Origin of the sequence: Paracoccus indicus (genome assembly GCF_003056335.1) — a bacterium.
GTDB classification, from domain to species: domain Bacteria; phylum Pseudomonadota; class Alphaproteobacteria; order Rhodobacterales; family Rhodobacteraceae; genus Paracoccus; species Paracoccus indicus.
In genome coordinates this window covers 1-15,220 of the sequence record NZ_PYWA01000006.1, presented here as the reverse complement: position 1 = coordinate 15,220, position 15,220 = coordinate 1, and the positions used below count along the sequence as shown (strand labels likewise).

Annotated in this window: 15 protein-coding genes; 8 read left to right on the top strand and 7 right to left on the bottom strand. The window is 63.0% G+C overall.

What is annotated here, in order from left to right:
* The first annotated feature begins 2 nt into the window (after window positions 1-2).
* Window positions 3-1,511 (top strand): hypothetical protein, encoded by a 1,509-nt coding sequence (locus DDE75_RS10880; protein ID WP_108502423.1) that lies wholly within the window; start codon window positions 3-5, stop codon window positions 1,509-1,511.
* An 11-nt stretch (window positions 1,512-1,522) separates the two neighbouring features.
* Window positions 1,523-2,437: an alpha/beta hydrolase gene (locus DDE75_RS10875; RefSeq protein WP_108502422.1), complete on the top strand. Its 915-nt coding sequence runs from the start codon at window positions 1,523-1,525 to the stop codon at window positions 2,435-2,437.
* A 454-nt stretch (window positions 2,438-2,891) separates the two neighbouring features.
* Here DDE75_RS10875 and hydA read toward each other — a convergent pair whose 3' ends face one another.
* Genes hydA through DDE75_RS10850 form a run of 5 tightly spaced genes read right to left on the bottom strand, consistent with a single transcriptional unit; the run spans window position 2,892 to window position 7,779 of the window.
* The gene (hydA, locus tag DDE75_RS10870) at window positions 2,892-4,307 is read right to left on the bottom strand and encodes a dihydropyrimidinase (protein WP_108502421.1); all 1,416 of its coding nucleotides are present in this window, start codon (window positions 4,305-4,307) and stop codon (window positions 2,892-2,894) included.
* A complete protein-coding gene (locus tag DDE75_RS10865) occupies window positions 4,304-5,545 on the bottom strand; it encodes a cysteine desulfurase-like protein (protein WP_245894707.1) in 1,242 nt (413 codons plus the stop codon). Before DDE75_RS10865 ends, hydA begins: the two co-directional genes overlap by 4 nt.
* Before the next feature lie 13 nt (window positions 5,546-5,558).
* Window positions 5,559-6,296: an amino acid ABC transporter ATP-binding protein gene (locus DDE75_RS10860; RefSeq protein ID WP_108502419.1), complete on the bottom strand. Its 738-nt coding sequence runs from the start codon at window positions 6,294-6,296 to the stop codon at window positions 5,559-5,561.
* Window position 6,297: 1 nt separating this feature from the next.
* Window positions 6,298-6,969 carry an amino acid ABC transporter permease gene (locus DDE75_RS10855; RefSeq protein WP_108502418.1) on the bottom strand — a complete coding sequence of 224 codons (672 nt, stop codon included), beginning with the start codon at window positions 6,967-6,969 and terminating at the stop codon, window positions 6,298-6,300.
* 45 nt (window positions 6,970-7,014) lie between these two features.
* Window positions 7,015-7,779 (bottom strand): transporter substrate-binding domain-containing protein, encoded by a 765-nt coding sequence (locus DDE75_RS10850; RefSeq protein WP_245894706.1) that lies wholly within the window; start codon window positions 7,777-7,779, stop codon window positions 7,015-7,017.
* Between the two features lie 175 nt (window positions 7,780-7,954).
* Here DDE75_RS10850 and DDE75_RS10845 point away from each other — a divergent pair, with 175 nt between their 5' ends.
* Window positions 7,955-8,641 (top strand): FadR/GntR family transcriptional regulator, encoded by a 687-nt coding sequence (locus DDE75_RS10845; RefSeq protein WP_108502416.1) that lies wholly within the window; start codon window positions 7,955-7,957, stop codon window positions 8,639-8,641.
* 75 nt (window positions 8,642-8,716) lie between these two features.
* Window positions 8,717-9,034 carry a hypothetical protein gene (locus tag DDE75_RS10840; RefSeq protein WP_108502415.1) on the top strand — a complete coding sequence of 106 codons (318 nt, stop codon included), beginning with the start codon at window positions 8,717-8,719 and terminating at the stop codon, window positions 9,032-9,034.
* Between the two features lie 558 nt (window positions 9,035-9,592).
* Here the strand turns inward: DDE75_RS10840 and DDE75_RS10835 are convergent.
* Complete coding sequence (locus DDE75_RS10835; RefSeq protein ID WP_245894705.1) at window positions 9,593-10,888, bottom strand: HAMP domain-containing sensor histidine kinase; 1,296 nt, start codon at window positions 10,886-10,888, stop codon at window positions 9,593-9,595.
* A gap of 97 nt (window positions 10,889-10,985) precedes the next feature.
* Window positions 10,986-11,657 carry a winged helix-turn-helix domain-containing protein gene (locus tag DDE75_RS10830; protein ID WP_108502414.1) on the bottom strand — a complete coding sequence of 224 codons (672 nt, stop codon included), beginning with the start codon at window positions 11,655-11,657 and terminating at the stop codon, window positions 10,986-10,988.
* A 306-nt stretch (window positions 11,658-11,963) separates the two neighbouring features.
* Here DDE75_RS10830 and DDE75_RS10825 point away from each other — a divergent pair, with 306 nt between their 5' ends.
* The 4 genes from DDE75_RS10825 to DDE75_RS10810 form a co-directional block, all read left to right on the top strand.
* Complete coding sequence (locus DDE75_RS10825; RefSeq protein WP_272482569.1) at window positions 11,964-13,349, top strand: ArnT family glycosyltransferase; 1,386 nt, start codon at window positions 11,964-11,966, stop codon at window positions 13,347-13,349.
* Window positions 13,349-14,362: a glycosyltransferase family 2 protein gene (locus DDE75_RS10820; protein ID WP_245894703.1), complete on the top strand. Its 1,014-nt coding sequence runs from the start codon at window positions 13,349-13,351 to the stop codon at window positions 14,360-14,362. The genes DDE75_RS10825 and DDE75_RS10820 overlap by 1 nt, the downstream gene beginning before the upstream one ends.
* A gap of 8 nt (window positions 14,363-14,370) precedes the next feature.
* On the top strand, window positions 14,371-14,742 hold the full coding sequence (locus DDE75_RS10815) for a GtrA family protein (RefSeq protein WP_162798992.1): 372 nt from the start codon (window positions 14,371-14,373) through the stop codon (window positions 14,740-14,742).
* A 209-nt stretch (window positions 14,743-14,951) separates the two neighbouring features.
* Window positions 14,952-15,220 (top strand): transposase (locus DDE75_RS10810; protein WP_162798991.1); only part of this gene is annotated, 269 nt, incomplete at its 3' end.

Here is a 15,220-nt window from a genome sequence, read left to right as displayed (position 1 = left end):
GCATGAAGCGGATCAGGCGCATGGTGCAGTATGGCGCGGTTGGGTTCTGGGCCAGCCTGCAGCCGGTCATCGCCCAAAGCGCCGACCCGTTGCCGGGTCCGGTCCTGCCCCCCTCGCCGCCGCTATCATGGCAGCTCGACCTGCCCGGCCAGGACATCGTGCGAACCGACGATCCTGCCGTGCCCGGCGCGCAGGAGGTTCTGACCGACACCCCCAATGTCTTTGCATGGTCGCGCGCGCAATCGGGCAGCCTGTCCGGCTGGAGCTATCGCCTGTTTCCCGATGGTTCGGCCATCGTGCTGGCCGAGGATGATCGGCCCTATGGCGAATACCTAGTCCGCTGCACGCTGGCGCAATCCTGCTCGATCTCGAACGATGTCGGGGTGTTGATGACGGTTCCTGCCATCGGGGCACCCAAGCCCGCGTTGCCGGAACAGATCGACGGCCTGGGGCTGGCACGCTATCTGGCGCAATGGGTGCTGGCAGGCAGCGGAACGCCGCCCCCGCCGCCCCCCGCTCCCGATCCGCCGCCGCCTTTGCAGGGACCCCAGCAGCCCACCACGGATCCCGCCGAGCCGCCGCCCCCCGAGGTGGAAGACCTGCCAGAGACCGAAGAGACCGAGGAACCCTCGGCAACGGCGGTCACGCTGGCATTCCTGTCGGGCGACATCGATTGCACCGAGCCTGATCCCTATTATCCCGACGCATGCACGCCCCCCGCCAGCCCTTCGGTCGCGCCCGCGCCGCAGCCTGCACGCGACGACACGCCCCCCCGGACCCCGCGTGCGCCGACGGGCACAAGCGCACCCGATCCCCAGCCAGAACCGGACAAGCCGCAGACCCTGGCCCAGAGGTTTCGCCTGAACTGTTCGATCAGCACCGGCGCGGGCCTGCAATACGTGGATCATCGCAACCAGGATACGCGGTATGGCAAGCTGCGGGTCAGCCTGGGATGTTCCGCCCGGATCAACGACCGCCTGTCGATGAACCTTGCGCTGGTGCATTTCCCGATCTCGGGGCAGCAGGCGCCCTGGGATCCCGACTTCACCTATGCCTTCAACTTCAAGGCCACAGACAAGCTGAACATCAGCTACTCCAGCTATAGCGCGAGGTTCTCGGCCGCGGGTTCGGACATCGTCTCGTCGCTGCTGGATGGCAGTTTCCGCGGCAGCTACAAGCTGCCCAAGGTGCCGCTGCCCTTGCAGAAGACGGCCGATTGCTCGCTTGGGTTCGGGCTGCCCAATCCGACGAATGAATCGCTCAGCCTCGCCTGCGGAATGTCGGTGACCGAAAAGCTGCGCGTCGGGCTGACGACCTATCTCTATCCCTCGGGCAAGCAGGAACCTTGGAACCCTGATTACACCTATACCGCCAGCTACAAGGTCAACGATCGCATGCAGGTCAACTATTCCAACTACAGCAGCAACCGCTGGCCTTGGAACCGCGGGTCGAACCCGGGCCCGGGCTTGCTGGGGGGCAGCCTGTCGCTGTCCTACAAGCTGATTTTCTGAAGGAGCGTCGGATGCCCGTCAAAACCCTGATCGCCGTCATGACGGCCCTGTTTCTGACAGCCGCGCCATCAAGGGCCGACGTCCGCATGCAGAACGTCCTGCCAAGCAGCACATTGGATCGGCCGGTCGCCTATTCCGTCTATCTGCCGCCGGGCTATCAGGATCAGGGGCGCGAATACCCGGTGCTCTATCTGCTTCATGGCGGGGGGACGGGCCAACCGTCGGACTGGTTCACGCTGGCGGGGATCGATCAGACGCTGGACCGCCTGATCCTTGCCGGGCGAATCAGGCCCCTGATTGCAGTGGCCCCGGACGGGCGCCGAGACGCAGAGAAAGCCGTGGCCACCTATTTCCTGGATGATGCCGATGATAAGCAGCAGTGGCAGCGGATGTTCATGCAGGACTTCATCCCCGGCATCGAAAGCCGTTATCGCACGCTTGCCAGCCCCGACACCCGGGCGATCCTTGGCATTTCGATGGGCGGCATGGCCGCCACCGTCTATCAGTTGCGCCACCCCGACCAATTCGCGGGGATCGCCGCGCTCAGCGCCTCGTTCAGGACCGACAAGCAACTGCTGGAACTCTCGGATCAGGCCTATGCCGCACGCTTCGGCACCGTCCTTGGTCCCGACCTGTCCGGAGCAGATCGCCTGACCGATGAATGGGAACTGCTTCGCCCGCAAAGCATGATCGCGGCAACGGATGCCTCGCGCTTCGCGCGCGTTCCAAGGATGTATTTCGACATCGGTGCCGATGACCCCTTCCTAGAGGCGACGACCGACCTGCACCTGATCCTCCGCGAGGCGAAGCTGCGCCACCGTTTTAAGGTGTCCGAGGGCAACCATGACTGGCCCTTCTGGCGTGCCGCACTGGAAGATGCCCTGATCCATATCGATGCGGTTCTAACCCGGGGTTATGGTGAATGAGAGGGCTTCGACATGACGACCGATGCCGGATGGAGAGAACCGGGTATCCGGTTCCACAGTTCGACGGTGCGACTCGTTCTCTGAACTTGGCAAAGAGCATCTGAGTCGGGAACTTGGGCCAGCGGTATGACCACGCGTGGTTTTGCGAAGACCCCATACGCCAAGCTGGTTGCCAAGCGAAAAGGGGGGCGGGCTGATCCCCTTTCGTCGGCTTTCCAATCGGCGCCTGAGGTGGCGGCACCCATGTTCGGCGGACATCGCCGGTCAAGGACACGGATGGCGCCCCTACCCACCCCGCATTTGCAGCCTCTATCTGGACCTAAGCCGCCAATCCGCTCGACCAGTTCCCGGGTCTGGACGGGGTCAAACAGCGACACCACTGCTTCAGGCAAGCTGACGAAGAGGCTTAGGGCGGATGACCTGCCGAACCAAGGATCAGTTCGGCCAGGATCTTTCAGACCCTGTCTGCATAGACATCGCTGATGTCGCGGCTCAGTTCCCGGCCGCATATGCCACCTGTCGGATGCCCCGCCAGCGCGATCGTCTGTCCTCGCAGGATCGTCCTGACGGGCCAGCCCGTGATCTGCATCCCTTCATAGGGCGTATAATCGCAGCCGTGGTTCAGATCGGCCTGGCTGATCCGACGAGTCAGCTGCGGGTCCCAAAGCGTCAGATCCGCATCCGCCCCGATCGCGATGCTGCCCTTTTGCGGATAGAGCCCGTAGAGCCGCGCCGGGTTGGTCGAGGTCAGGGCCACGAAGCGCTGCAGGCTAATGCGGCCCTTGCCGACGCCTTCGGAGAACAGGATCGGCAGGCGGGTCTCGACGCCGGGAATACCGTTCGGCACCCATTTGAACGAGGTGCGCGCGCGTGGATTGTCCTTGCTGGCCTCGCCCTCGAAGCGGAAGGGGCAATGGTCGGACGAGAAGATGTCGAAGGTGCCGTCGCGCAGGCCCTGCCAGATCGCGGCCTGGCTGTCCGCATCCCGCGGCGGGGGCGAGCAGACATATTTGGCCCCCTCGAAATCCATGTTCAGCCCTCGCAGATCCTCGGCGGTCAGCGCGATATATTGCGGGCAGGTCTCGGCAAAGACCTTCAAGCCCCGTGCGCGGGCCCATTGAACCTGCTCCATCGGCTCGCGGCCCGAGACGTGAACGATGACGATCGGCACATCGATCAGCTGCGCGTGGCTGATGGCGCGATGCGTCGCCTCGCGTTCGGCGATCTGGGCATGGGCCTCGGCGTGATAATATGGCGCCGTATGACCCCCCGCTTCCAGGCGTCGGGTCAGGTGCTTGATGGCATCATGGCCCTCTGCATGGACCATGACAAGCGCGCGTTCCCTGCGTGCCACCTCGAAGACGTCCAGCAACTGGGCGTCGTTGAGAACCAGGTCGTCATAGGTCATGAAGACCTTGAACGAGGTATAGCCGTCGCGCACCAGGGCGGGTAGTTCCTGCCCAAGGACCGGCGGGGTCGGATCGCTGACGATCAGGTGGAAGGCGACATCGGTGTGGCAGTTGCCATCGGCCTTGCGACGATAGTCCTCGACGCAGGCGCGCAGGGACTGGCCCTTGATCTGCAACGCAAAGGGCAGGACCGTCGTGTTGCCCCCGGCCGCGGCCGAGCGGGTGCCGCTGGCAAAGCCGTCGGCCATGACCGTGCCATCGGCCGTCGGCTGGTCCAGATGCACATGGGCGTCGATCCCCCCCGGCATTACCAGCAGACCCGCGGCGTCGATCCGTTCGGCCCCTGTCAGGCCGGTGCCGATCTGGGCGATGCGCCCGTCCCTGACGCCGATATCGGCGGCGTAGCTGTCGGCAGCGGTGACCACGGTGCCGCCGGCGATGACGAGGTCCAGATCGCTCATGCTTCCTCGCGCGCGACGATCTGCGCCAATGCCTCGGTCAGGCGGTCCACCTGTTCCGGCGTGTTGTAATGCACCATCGAGACGCGCAGGACGCCGCCGTTCTCGTCCTCGCCCAGATGTTCGACCAGCCGGCGCGAGTGGAAATCGCCAAAGCGCATGGCGATGCCGTAATCATCCATGGCGCGGGCCACGACGCCGGAATCCATGTCGTCGAACTTGAAGGCGATCGTGGGGACGCGGGTGCTGTTTTTGTTCGAGGCCTCGCCGATGATGCGACAGTCGTTGCGCGCCGACAGCCAGGCCAGAAGTCGGTCCGTCAGTGCATCCTCCTGCCCCGTGATCAGGTCGAAAGCCGCAGTCAGCAGGGTCCGGTCATCGCCGTCCGCGCCGTGATGGCGGGCAAGTCCCGTCAGATAGGACAGGATGCCATCGGTGGCATAGGCGGCTTCATAGCTGGGATTGCCGGGCTCCAGCTTGGCGGTCACCTTCTCCTTGCCGTAGAAGTAGTGATAGAGGCCGTCCAATTCCGCCAGCAGGTCGTATTTGCCATACATCAGCGCGCCATGCGGACCATAGGTCTTGTAGAGGCTGAAGACATAGTAATCGACGTCCCACGCCTGGACATCGATCAGACGGTGCGGGGCATAGGCGACGGCATCGACGCAGATCAGGGCGCCACGATCATGAATGAACCGTGCGAAATCGCCGACCGGATGGACCTTGCCCAGGATGTTCGACACATGGGTGACGCAGACCAGACGCGTCCGGTCGGTCATCAGCGGTTCCAGATCGCTCAGTTGCAGGTCCATCGTATCGGCGTTCAGCGGCCAGACCTTGATCGTGACGCCGAACTCCTCCAGCCGCCGCCACGGGCCGATGTTGCTTTCGTGATCCGCCATGGTCACGATCACCTCGTCGCCCGGCGCGAACTGGCGGCGCATGGCCTGCATCAGGTTGCCCATCAGAACGGTGGTCGAGGGGCCGAAGACGATCTCGTCGGGGCGGGCGGCATTCACCAGGGTGGCAGCCGCCCTGCGGCCCGTCATCAACGCCTCGGCGGCGGCCTGCGAAACCGCGTAGCTGCCGCCCGTCTGGACGTTGCGATGGGTCAGGAATTCGACCATCCGGTCCAGCGCGGGCTGGGCGATCTGCGCGCCTCCGGCATTGTCGAAGAATACCCAATCCGAGGTCAGGCCCGGAAACTGCGCCTGCACCCAGGCCATGTCCAGCTGTGTCATTTTCGGTCTTTCCTTAGTGGTTCAGCACTGCGCCGAGGAAATTGCGCGTGCGGGGTTCCTGCGGGGCCGACAGCACCTGTGCGGGCGGCCCTTGTTCGACGATCTGTCCGTCATCCATGAAGATCACCCGATCCGCGACCTGCGCTGCAAAGCCCATCTCGTGGGTCACCACGATCATGGTCACGCCGGTGCGGGCCAGATCGCGCATGACATCCAGCACCTCGCCCACCATCTCGGGGTCGAGGGCGCTGGTCGGTTCGTCGAACAGCATCACCTGCGGCTCCATGGCAAGCGCGCGGGCGATGGCGACGCGCTGCTGCTGACCGCCCGACAGATGCTCGGGGTATTTGTCCGCCTGGCTTGCGATGCCCACGCGGGTCAGCAGGCGGTCGGCCTGCGTGCCCGCATCGGCGCGCGATGTGCCGCGGACCCGACGCGGTGCCAGCATGACGTTTTCGCGCACGGTCAGATGTGGAAAGAGGTTGAAGGACTGGAAGACCATCCCGACCTCGGCGCGCACCTTGGCCAGCGCCCGGCCCGAGGTGACGGGCGTTCCGTCCACCCGGATCTCGCTGCCGGCCGAGAAACCTTCGAGGCGGTTGATGCATCGGATCAGCGTCGACTTGCCCGAGCCGGAAGGCCCGATGATGCAGACCACCTCGCCCTTGGCGACATCCAGATCGATGCCCCGCAAGGCTTCGAACGTGCCATAGGACTTTCGCAGATTGCGGATGCTGACGAAGCTCTTCATCTCAGCGCCTCCTTGCCGCGAAGCGGCGTTCCATGCGGGACACCAGCGCGACCAGCGGCCAGAGGAAGGCCACATAGATGGCCGCCGCCACGATCAGCGGTGTGGGGTTCGCGGACAAGGCCTGCGCCTGTGTCGCCTGTTTCAGCAGGTCCGGCATCGCGACGACCGAGGCCAGTGCCGTGTCCTTCACCACGTTGATCGAATTGTTGGTCAGGGGCGGAATGACGATGCGGACCGCTTGCGGCAGGACGACGTCGGACATCGTCTGCCGCCCGCTGAGGCCAAGCGCGGCCGATGCCTCGAACTGGCCCTTGGGGATCGCCTCGATGCCTGCGCGGAATATCTCGGCAGTGTAGGCGCCCGAGACCAGCGTCAGCGCCGTCATCGCCGAGGCGAAGGGCGAAAGCCGCAAGCCGACGAAGGGCAGCGCGTAATAGACGATGATCAGCAGCACCAAGAGCGGGATCGAGCGGAAGATATCGATATAGACGCGCGTCAGGAAGCGCGCCGGCGCGGGTGCGTAAAGCCGCGCCATGGCCAGGCCAAGACCCAGTGCCAAGCCGGCGACGATGCTGGCCGCGCCCAGTTGCAGCGTGATCCACAACCCCTTCATCAGCAGCGGAAAGGTCCGCCGCATCACCTCGGCGTTCAGGAAGGTTTCAAAGATGTCCATATACGTCCTTTCGGGCCCGGCAAGCACCCGGACCCGGGCTTCGGATCAGTCCAGCGACGGCATCGGCAGGACGGAGACGGTGGACGAGCCTTCGTCCGGCGCGACCCCGAACCATTTTTCGTGCAGCTCAGCCAGAACGCCCTCGGTCTTCAGATCGTCGATGACGGCATTCACTTGCGTGGCAAGTTCGGCATCCTTGGCGAACATCATCGAATAGGTTTCGCCGGTCGGGATACGCTCGACCACGGCAAGCTCGGGCTTGTCCACGACGTAATACTGCAGTGCCGGAATGTCCGAGATGTAGCCGTCGATGCGGCCTGCGGTCAGGTCCAGCATGGCCGGGGCCAACCCTTCGTAGCGCCGGATATCCGCAAAACCGTATTCGCCCTGATGCTCGCTTGCCCACATGTCCCCGGTCGAGCCGGTATCGACGCCGACCACCCTGCCCTCCATCTCCTCCAGGGATTTCGGACCCGCAGCCAGGGCGGTCAGCGACTGGTCGCTGTCATAATAGGGCTGGGCGAAGGTGACGGATTCAAGACGCTCGTCGGTGATCGTGATCGAGGAGGTGGCGATGTCGATGCGCCCCGACTGCACGGCCGAGAAGAGGCCGTTGAAGGGGATGTTCACCGTCTCGACCTCTGCGCCCAAGCGATCTGCCACGGCGGCGACCAGGTCGATCTCGAAGCCGACGAATGCGCCGGACTCATCCTGAAATTCCCACGGGATATTGCCGATATTGGCGCCCACCGTCAGCGTGTCCTGCGCCGCCGCCGCCAAACCGGTTCCCGCGACCACGACGGTGGCCATCATTGCTGTTCTGATGCTGTATCCTGTCACTTCAAACTCCCCGTTGCTGCTTTTTTTGGATTGACCGGACAAACCGGTATGACCAGTTTGAGCATGGCAGCGCTTTTGTTGCAATAGGATTGACAGATCTTCGCGATGCTCGAAGAAGGTTGCCAAAAGGAAAGGCAAGTCGTTGATGTGGGATAAGGGGCCGGTCGCGCAGGGTGTGGCAAGCAGACTGCAGGAAATGATCCGCTCGGGCGAGTTGAAGCCGGGGGACAAGCTGCCCTCGCAGCGCATCCTCTCCGAACAGCTGTGCGTGTCGCGTCCGACCTTGCGGGAAGCGCTGCTGACGCTTGAAACCCTGGGCCTGATCCAGACGCTGCCAGCGCGCGGGACCTTCGTGCTGGACCCGAGCAACCAACCGGAACGGTCAGGCTGGCGTTACGACAATGCGCATAATCTGCGCGACGTCTTCCAGACGCGGTTGCTGATCGAGGGAGAGCTGTCTGCCTGTGCCGCATCGGTCATGACGCCCGCAGCTCTCTCCGATCTGGCGGCATCGGTGCAGAAATTCGAGCAGGCATGGCAAAGCGGCGATCTGGTCGCCCATGTCGAGGCAGATCTGGCCTTGCACCGCGGCATCGCCGATCTGTGCCCGAACCGCTTGTTGGTGGGCATCTACACCGACATGCAGCACCTTCTCAGCGAGACGCAGCGCCAGCCCATTCCGAACACCGATCCGGTCCGCATGCGCCAGTCCATTTCCGAACACCAGGCGATCCTGAAGGCGCTGGAAAGCCGCGACCCTGAGACCGCCCGCGCTGCGATGCGATCTCATATCCGCAACACCGCTTGCTGTGCGGGCGTGGCATTGGAATAGAGCGATCCTGACGGTTCGGGCTTTTCTGGTCAGCACGATTATGGATGCGCGGGATTGGGAGCTACGCTGCGTTGAATGCCGGGTGCCGAAGTCAGGATCGCATTGCGCCCCGGCGGTTTTCCGCATGACCCCGCGCTGGAAACGACGCTTGCGGACTTCCCGGTCGGTTTCCCGCTGCCGCTGGTGGAAGCCATCTGCGACGTCATGCAAGCGCGTTTTGCCCCCTGCGATCAACCAGGTTCGGCACAGCCGACCGAGGGCGTCGTACTGCCCAAGGGCATGCTGACGGGGTTTGATTGTCTGGTGCTTCCCAAGGAGCGGAAAGATGCCCCACGGGGCGAGTTCATTGCGAAAGCGCCACGACCGCGCAGACAATCAGACCTGCAACAGTAAGTGTGTGCCAGCGACCGGTCCGATCGCCTGCCCCGAGTGATCGCAGGCTTCGTTCGCCAGGTTGAGCCGGAAGCTCGGGACAATCCGAAGCGGGTGCGGCGTGGTGCAGCCGACAGGCGGTCCATACGCTAGGCAGCCTCGGAACCGGCGCAACGCGTATCCACGGTGGACGAGCATTGACACGATCCGTGAGGCAAACGGGATTGAGCACCGACTGGCCAAACCCAAGCAACACAGGGACCGATGGCCAGGTCGTGCGGATGAACCGGTTGACCATAAAAGGCAGTGAAACAAGCATCCATGCGCACAGCCTCGATCAACCACGCATGGGTTTCATGGCCGCATGCGACTTCGCGCGCCAGCGCAAGACCTACAGCTGGCTCAGGCTCCACGAATAGTCTTCTGAATCCGGTTAGGTTCATTCTAAACCTGATCCACCAGATGCCGGGGCTGGGCAAACAGGGCAACGGATTGATGGCGGCACGTCTGCTATCTCTGCATAGCGGCTACACCGACTTGCAGAAGTTGCCTTCGGACAGTCAAGGCAGTGATCCGCAGTCAGCTCGTCTTCCGACTGGCCGGCGGGAAAAGGATCAGAACGCGCAGGCCCGGGTGATTATCTTCCAGATGCAATGTTGCGCCATGCAGCTCGGCTATTGCCTTCACCATGCTTAAACCAAGGCCGTTGCCCGGTGTCGTGCGGCTTTTCTCCAGCCGATAGAAGCGGCGCAGGACCTTGTCGCGTTCGCCCTCGGGGATGCCGGGGCCGTTGTCGGAAACCTCGAGGAGGACACGGCCATCCAGCTGCGATAGCGACAGGTTGATTCTGGTTTGGGCGGGACAATGGCGCAGGGCGTTCTCGAGCAGGTTGGAGATCATCTGGGTCAGAAGCTGCTGATCCCCCTGAACCAGACCTTCGTGATCTGTCACCTCGACCGTCAGGAACTGGCCGTTTTCCTCGGCCACGGCGCCATAGGCGTCCTCGATACGCTCAAGGATCGGCGCAAGCGCGGCATCGGCAAAGCGGTCTGCGCGCGCGCCTGCCTCGATCTGGGCGATCCGCAGCAGGGCGTGGAAGGTCTCGATCAGATCATCGGCGATCTCGAGCGCTTCATCGACAGTGCTGCGGATCGGGTCGGGCAGGTCGGGCGCGGCTTGCAGCGCATCCAGTCTTTGCCGAAGCCGTTGCATGGGGGTGCGCAGATCATGAGCGATGTCGGCCGAGATCTGCTTCTGACTATCGACCATTCGCTCAAGTTGGGCGATCGTGCGGTTGATGTCATCCGCCATGCGCGCAAGGTCGTTGGTATCGCCCCCCGTGGTCGGAACGCGACGATCCAGTTGCCCGTCAGAGACCGCTTTCAGCGCGGCAGAAATCTGGGTCAGCCGCCGCTCGGTTCTATGCCCGACAATGACCCCCGCAAGAAGACCCGTCATGAGCATCAGGACGAAGCCTGCAAGGAACCCACGACCCAGAACCTCGCGCAGTTCCTCCTGGTAATAGGTGCTGCTGCCCAACGTCAGGCGATGCTGCCCGAGTTGCACCGAGTGAAGCAGATACCCGGTGACATCCTTATAGCGCGGCGTTTGGGCATGGATTGCGTCGACGGGGATGTAACCGCTGTCGCCCGACAGATCGATGGCGTCGACGTTTCCGGCCAGAACCTGGCCCTCCGCATCGACAAGCAGATAAATCCGGTAATCCTCGAAATTGAATCCTGCGAATCCGGCCAACTTGGCCTGAACCGCATCCAGCCCTTCGCCTTGATAAAGGTCCGCGAAGCCGACCGCATCCTGGGCCAGTTGATCCGCCACCCATTGTCTCAACTCGCGATCCGCGAAGTGATAGGTCAAGCCAAGGACCAACGCCGTGATGACCGCATAAAGCACCGCGAAACGCAGCGACAGCCGCGCCGAGGTCGAGCGCAGAAAGCCCGATATACCTGCGGCTCTAGCCATGAAGGCTGTAACCCGCACCGCGGATCGTGTGGATCAGATCGGTATCAAAGGGTTTGTCGATCTTGTTGCGCAGGCGGCTGATATGAGTTTCGACGACATTCGTCTTGGGGTCGAAGTGGAAGTCCCAGACCGATTCCAGCAGCATCGTGCGGGTCAGGACGCGACCGGCATTGCGCATCAGATATTCCAGCAGACTGAATTCGCGTGGTTGCAGGTCCAGCGCCACCCCTGCGCGCACGACCGTGCGGCGGATCAGGTTCATTTCCAGGTCGGCAACCTGAAGGACGGTTTCCTCGACCCTCAGCGGGGGCCTTCGGGTCAGGGCGGCCAAGCGGGCCGACAATTCCTGAAAGGAAAACGGCTTGACCAGATAATCGTCTGATCCGGCCTCCAGCCCCTGAACCCGGTCGTCGATCCCATCCATGGCACTGAGGATCAGGATCGGCGTTTCGACGCCTGCGCCCCGCACGGATTTGACGAGTGTCAGCCCGTCCAGACCAGGCAACATCCGGTCGAAAATCATGACATCGTATTGATTGTCCAGCGCCGACAGAAACCCCTCGCGACCATTGCTGCAATGATCGACCAGATGGCCCTGCGCCTGCAGGCTGGAGGTGACATATTCCGCCGTTTCGGCATGGTCCTCGACCACAAGGACACGCATGGGACCAGCTTTCTGTTGTCTGACCCGAAGGCATAGCGACATGCGCGCGTGGGTCAAGAGATCGAAAGATTACCAATCGGTATAGTTCCGGCAACCACCCGGACAGATCGCGACTGCTAGGGAGTGGTCGACATCACAAAGAAGCCTATCGGGCAGGATCCAAGAATGACATTGAACGAGGCCGAAACAGGCCGCATATCGGTCCCCAAAAAAGACCGATCTTTTCCGCTGCCCGCGCTGCCAGATCTGCAGCTTGAGCAAGCAACGCGACGAATTCTGATCGCCCTCGCGTCGGCCTTTGCGCTCTTGCGGCTATGGGCGGTTTTTGCAGTCCCTTTCACCGACTCGACGGAGGCGCGCTATGCCGAGATGGCCCGCAAGATGGTCGAGACCGGGAACTGGCTGATCCCGCAATTCGATTATGGCGTTCCCTTTTGGGGCAAGCCGCCGCTGCATACATGGCTGTCGGCCGCCGGGATGCAGGTCTTTGGCACGACCGAGGCGGCAGCGCGCCTGCCGATTCTTCTGACGGCGCTGGCGATACTGTTTCTGGTCTGGGCTTGGGTGCGCGATACTGTCGGGACCAATACGGCACTTGTGGCGACGGTTGTGCTGGCGACGATGGCCATGTTCTTTGGTGCTTCGGCCTTCGTGATGACCGATATGCCGATGACTCTGGGCACGACGCTGGTCATGATCGGGTTCTGGCGGGCGATCACGGACCCGGACAGCCACTGGGGCTATGCCGTGTTTCTGGGACTGGCAATCGGCATGCTGGCCAAGGGGCCTGTGGCCGTGGTCCTGTGCGCCATCCCCATCACCCTTTGGCTGATGGTAACCTGGAACTGGGGGGTGCTGCGCCGCATGCCCTGGACGGGCGGCATGGCTTTGCTGATGGTGCTGATCGTGCCGTGGTATCTTGCGGCCGAGATCGCGACCCCCGGCTTTCTGCATTACTTTTTGATCGGCGAACATGTTCAGCGCTTTTTGACGCCCGGCTGGCAGGGCGATCTCTATGGATCGGGCCATCAAGAGGCGATGGGCACCATCTGGCTGTTCTGGCTGATGGCGGCCCTGCCATGGAGCCTGATCCCCGCAGTGCTGCTGGCGCGGCCGAAGAGGCTTGCAGGTGCCTTTCGGCGAGACCGATCGGGTTGGCTTGTCTATCTGCTGCTCTGGTCGCTGTCGCCGCTGATGCTGTTCACGCCAGCCTCGAACATCCTTGCGGCCTATGTTCTGCCCGGCCTGCCGGCGGCGGCCATCCTGCTGGTCGTTCTGCTGCCACAGGTTCTTGGCCTGCGCCCCACCCGCGCGTCGCGGATCGGGTTCACGGTTGCGGGCTTGGCGATGTGTTCGTTGTTTCTGGCGCTGACCATCGGATTGGTCTTTGCCCCGCAGCAAATGCGGCTGAAATCCGACAAAGGGCTGGTCGCCGCGGCGATGACCGCACATCCCGACGCGCCGCTTTATACCGTGGGCGGACGCAGCTTCTCGGCCGAGTTTTACTCGCACGGTCGGGCGCGGGCCATCGATGAGGCGGATTTCGCCCGGTTGGCCGGCGGTGATGCGCCCTCCGCATTCTCGGTCCCGCCATCCATGACGACGACGGCCGAAGGGTTGCGGCTTGAGAACATGGGCGAATATGGACGGCATGTGCTGTTTGTGACGCAGCCCGTCAAAGAGGTGAAGTGATGGGCCGCATGCAAGACATCGACCGCGAAACAGCGAACCTGCTGTCGACCGCGCCTGATCCCGGGTCGGCCATCCCGGATCTGTCCTTCGTCATCCCGGCCTATAACGAGGCGGAAACGATCACGGAAACGCTGACCCGCGTGTCGCGTAAAGCACGCAGGCTGGTGCAGCATGCCGAAATCCTGGTCGTCGATGATGGCAGCACCGATGAGACCTTGAGCCTCGTCGAATCCGGCCATTGGGAGGTGCCCGTGCGCCTGCTGCGCCTGTCGCGCAACTTCGGCAAGGAACAGGCGATCATGGCCGGGCTTCGCCATGCAGCGGGCCGCGCCGTGGTGATCCTTGATGCCGATCTGCAAGAGCCCCTGCGCTATGTCGACACGATGCTGGAACATTACCGCGAAGGCTATGAAATCGTCTATGCCGTGCGAGCCCATCGTGATGACGAAAGCTGGTTGAAACGCCGCTGCACGGCCACTTTCTATCGTTTCCTGAACTTCGGCAGCGACGTGCCCATGCCGGCGGGCGCGCGGGATTTCCGACTAATGGACCGCAAGGTCGTCGATGCGCTGTGTTCGCTGCCCGAAAGCAACCGCTTCATGAAGGGGCTTTATGCCTGGGTCGGCTTCCGCTCGCTCGCAATCCCTGTCGAGCTTCAGCCGCGCGGCGGTGGCAGCACGAAGTTCAGCTTCCCGCGACTGCTGAAGCTGGGAATGACCGGGCTGACAGCTTTTACCGACTGGCCTTTGCGGATGTGGACCGGCATCGGGATGGTGCTTGCCAGCCTGTCAATTCTCTACGGGCTGTTTCTGGCCGGCCGCACCCTGTTTTTGGGCCATGACGTGCCGGGTTGGTCCACGCTGGCAGTGGCGCTCTTCTTCTTCAGCGGGATCCAGTTGATGTCGATCGGCGTCCTGGGCGAATACCTCGCCCGCGTCTTCAGTGAGGTGAAGGGCCGTCCGGGCTATGTGATCGCCGAGGATACCACGATCCTGGCCTTGCCCGAATGCTAGGCTTGTTTATGCGTTTTGCCCTTACCGGAGGCGTGGCGACGCTTGCCCATCTGGCCGTGGCCATGCTGCTGATCCAGCTTGATGTCCAGCCGCTTGTCGGCAATGCGGTCGCTTTCGCGATTGCCTTCATGGTCAGCTTTCTGGGACATCACCTGTTCACCTTCGCCGGTCATGGCGATGCGGCGTCGAGGACGCTGCGGCGCTTCGCCGTGGTGGCCGCTGTCGGTTTCTTGGTCAACGAAACCCTGCTGTTCCTGATGCTGATCACGGGTCCGCTTGACGCCAAAGCCGCTGTTTTCGTGTCCACGGGATGCGCCGCAGCCTCGACCTTCGTGCTGTCCCGCCATTGGGCCTTTGCGGGGCCTGCTCGGGTGCAATGACCCCGGCGGCACCTGTCGAAGGCCGCAGCGGTCGCAGTATGGGGCGGCAGCCGGTAGCGCTGGAGATTTCACGCAAAGGCTGCCAGCGGCTGAAATGACGGCTTGGGTCGCTCTTGCAGCCCTTTCGTTCTTCCGCTACGCAAGTGGCCGCTTCCCTGAACCGCGCCGGGTTTGCCGGAGGCTCCAACTCCTGAGTAGGATGGAGCATCATGAGCAAGACGACGAACAAGTTTTCCCCCGAAGTGCGTGAACGCGCGGTGCGGTTGGTCTTTGATAACGAGGGTGGCCATGAATCGCGGTGGCAGGCAGTCATGTCGATTCCCGCGAAGATCGGCTGTGCGCCCCAGACCCTGAACGAGTGGGTCAAGAAGGCCGAGGTCGACAGCGGAAAGCGCGCTGGCATCCCGGCAGACATGGCCGAGAAGATGAAGGCGCTGGAGCGGGAGAACCGAGAGTTGCGCCAGGGTGAGGAGGGTCA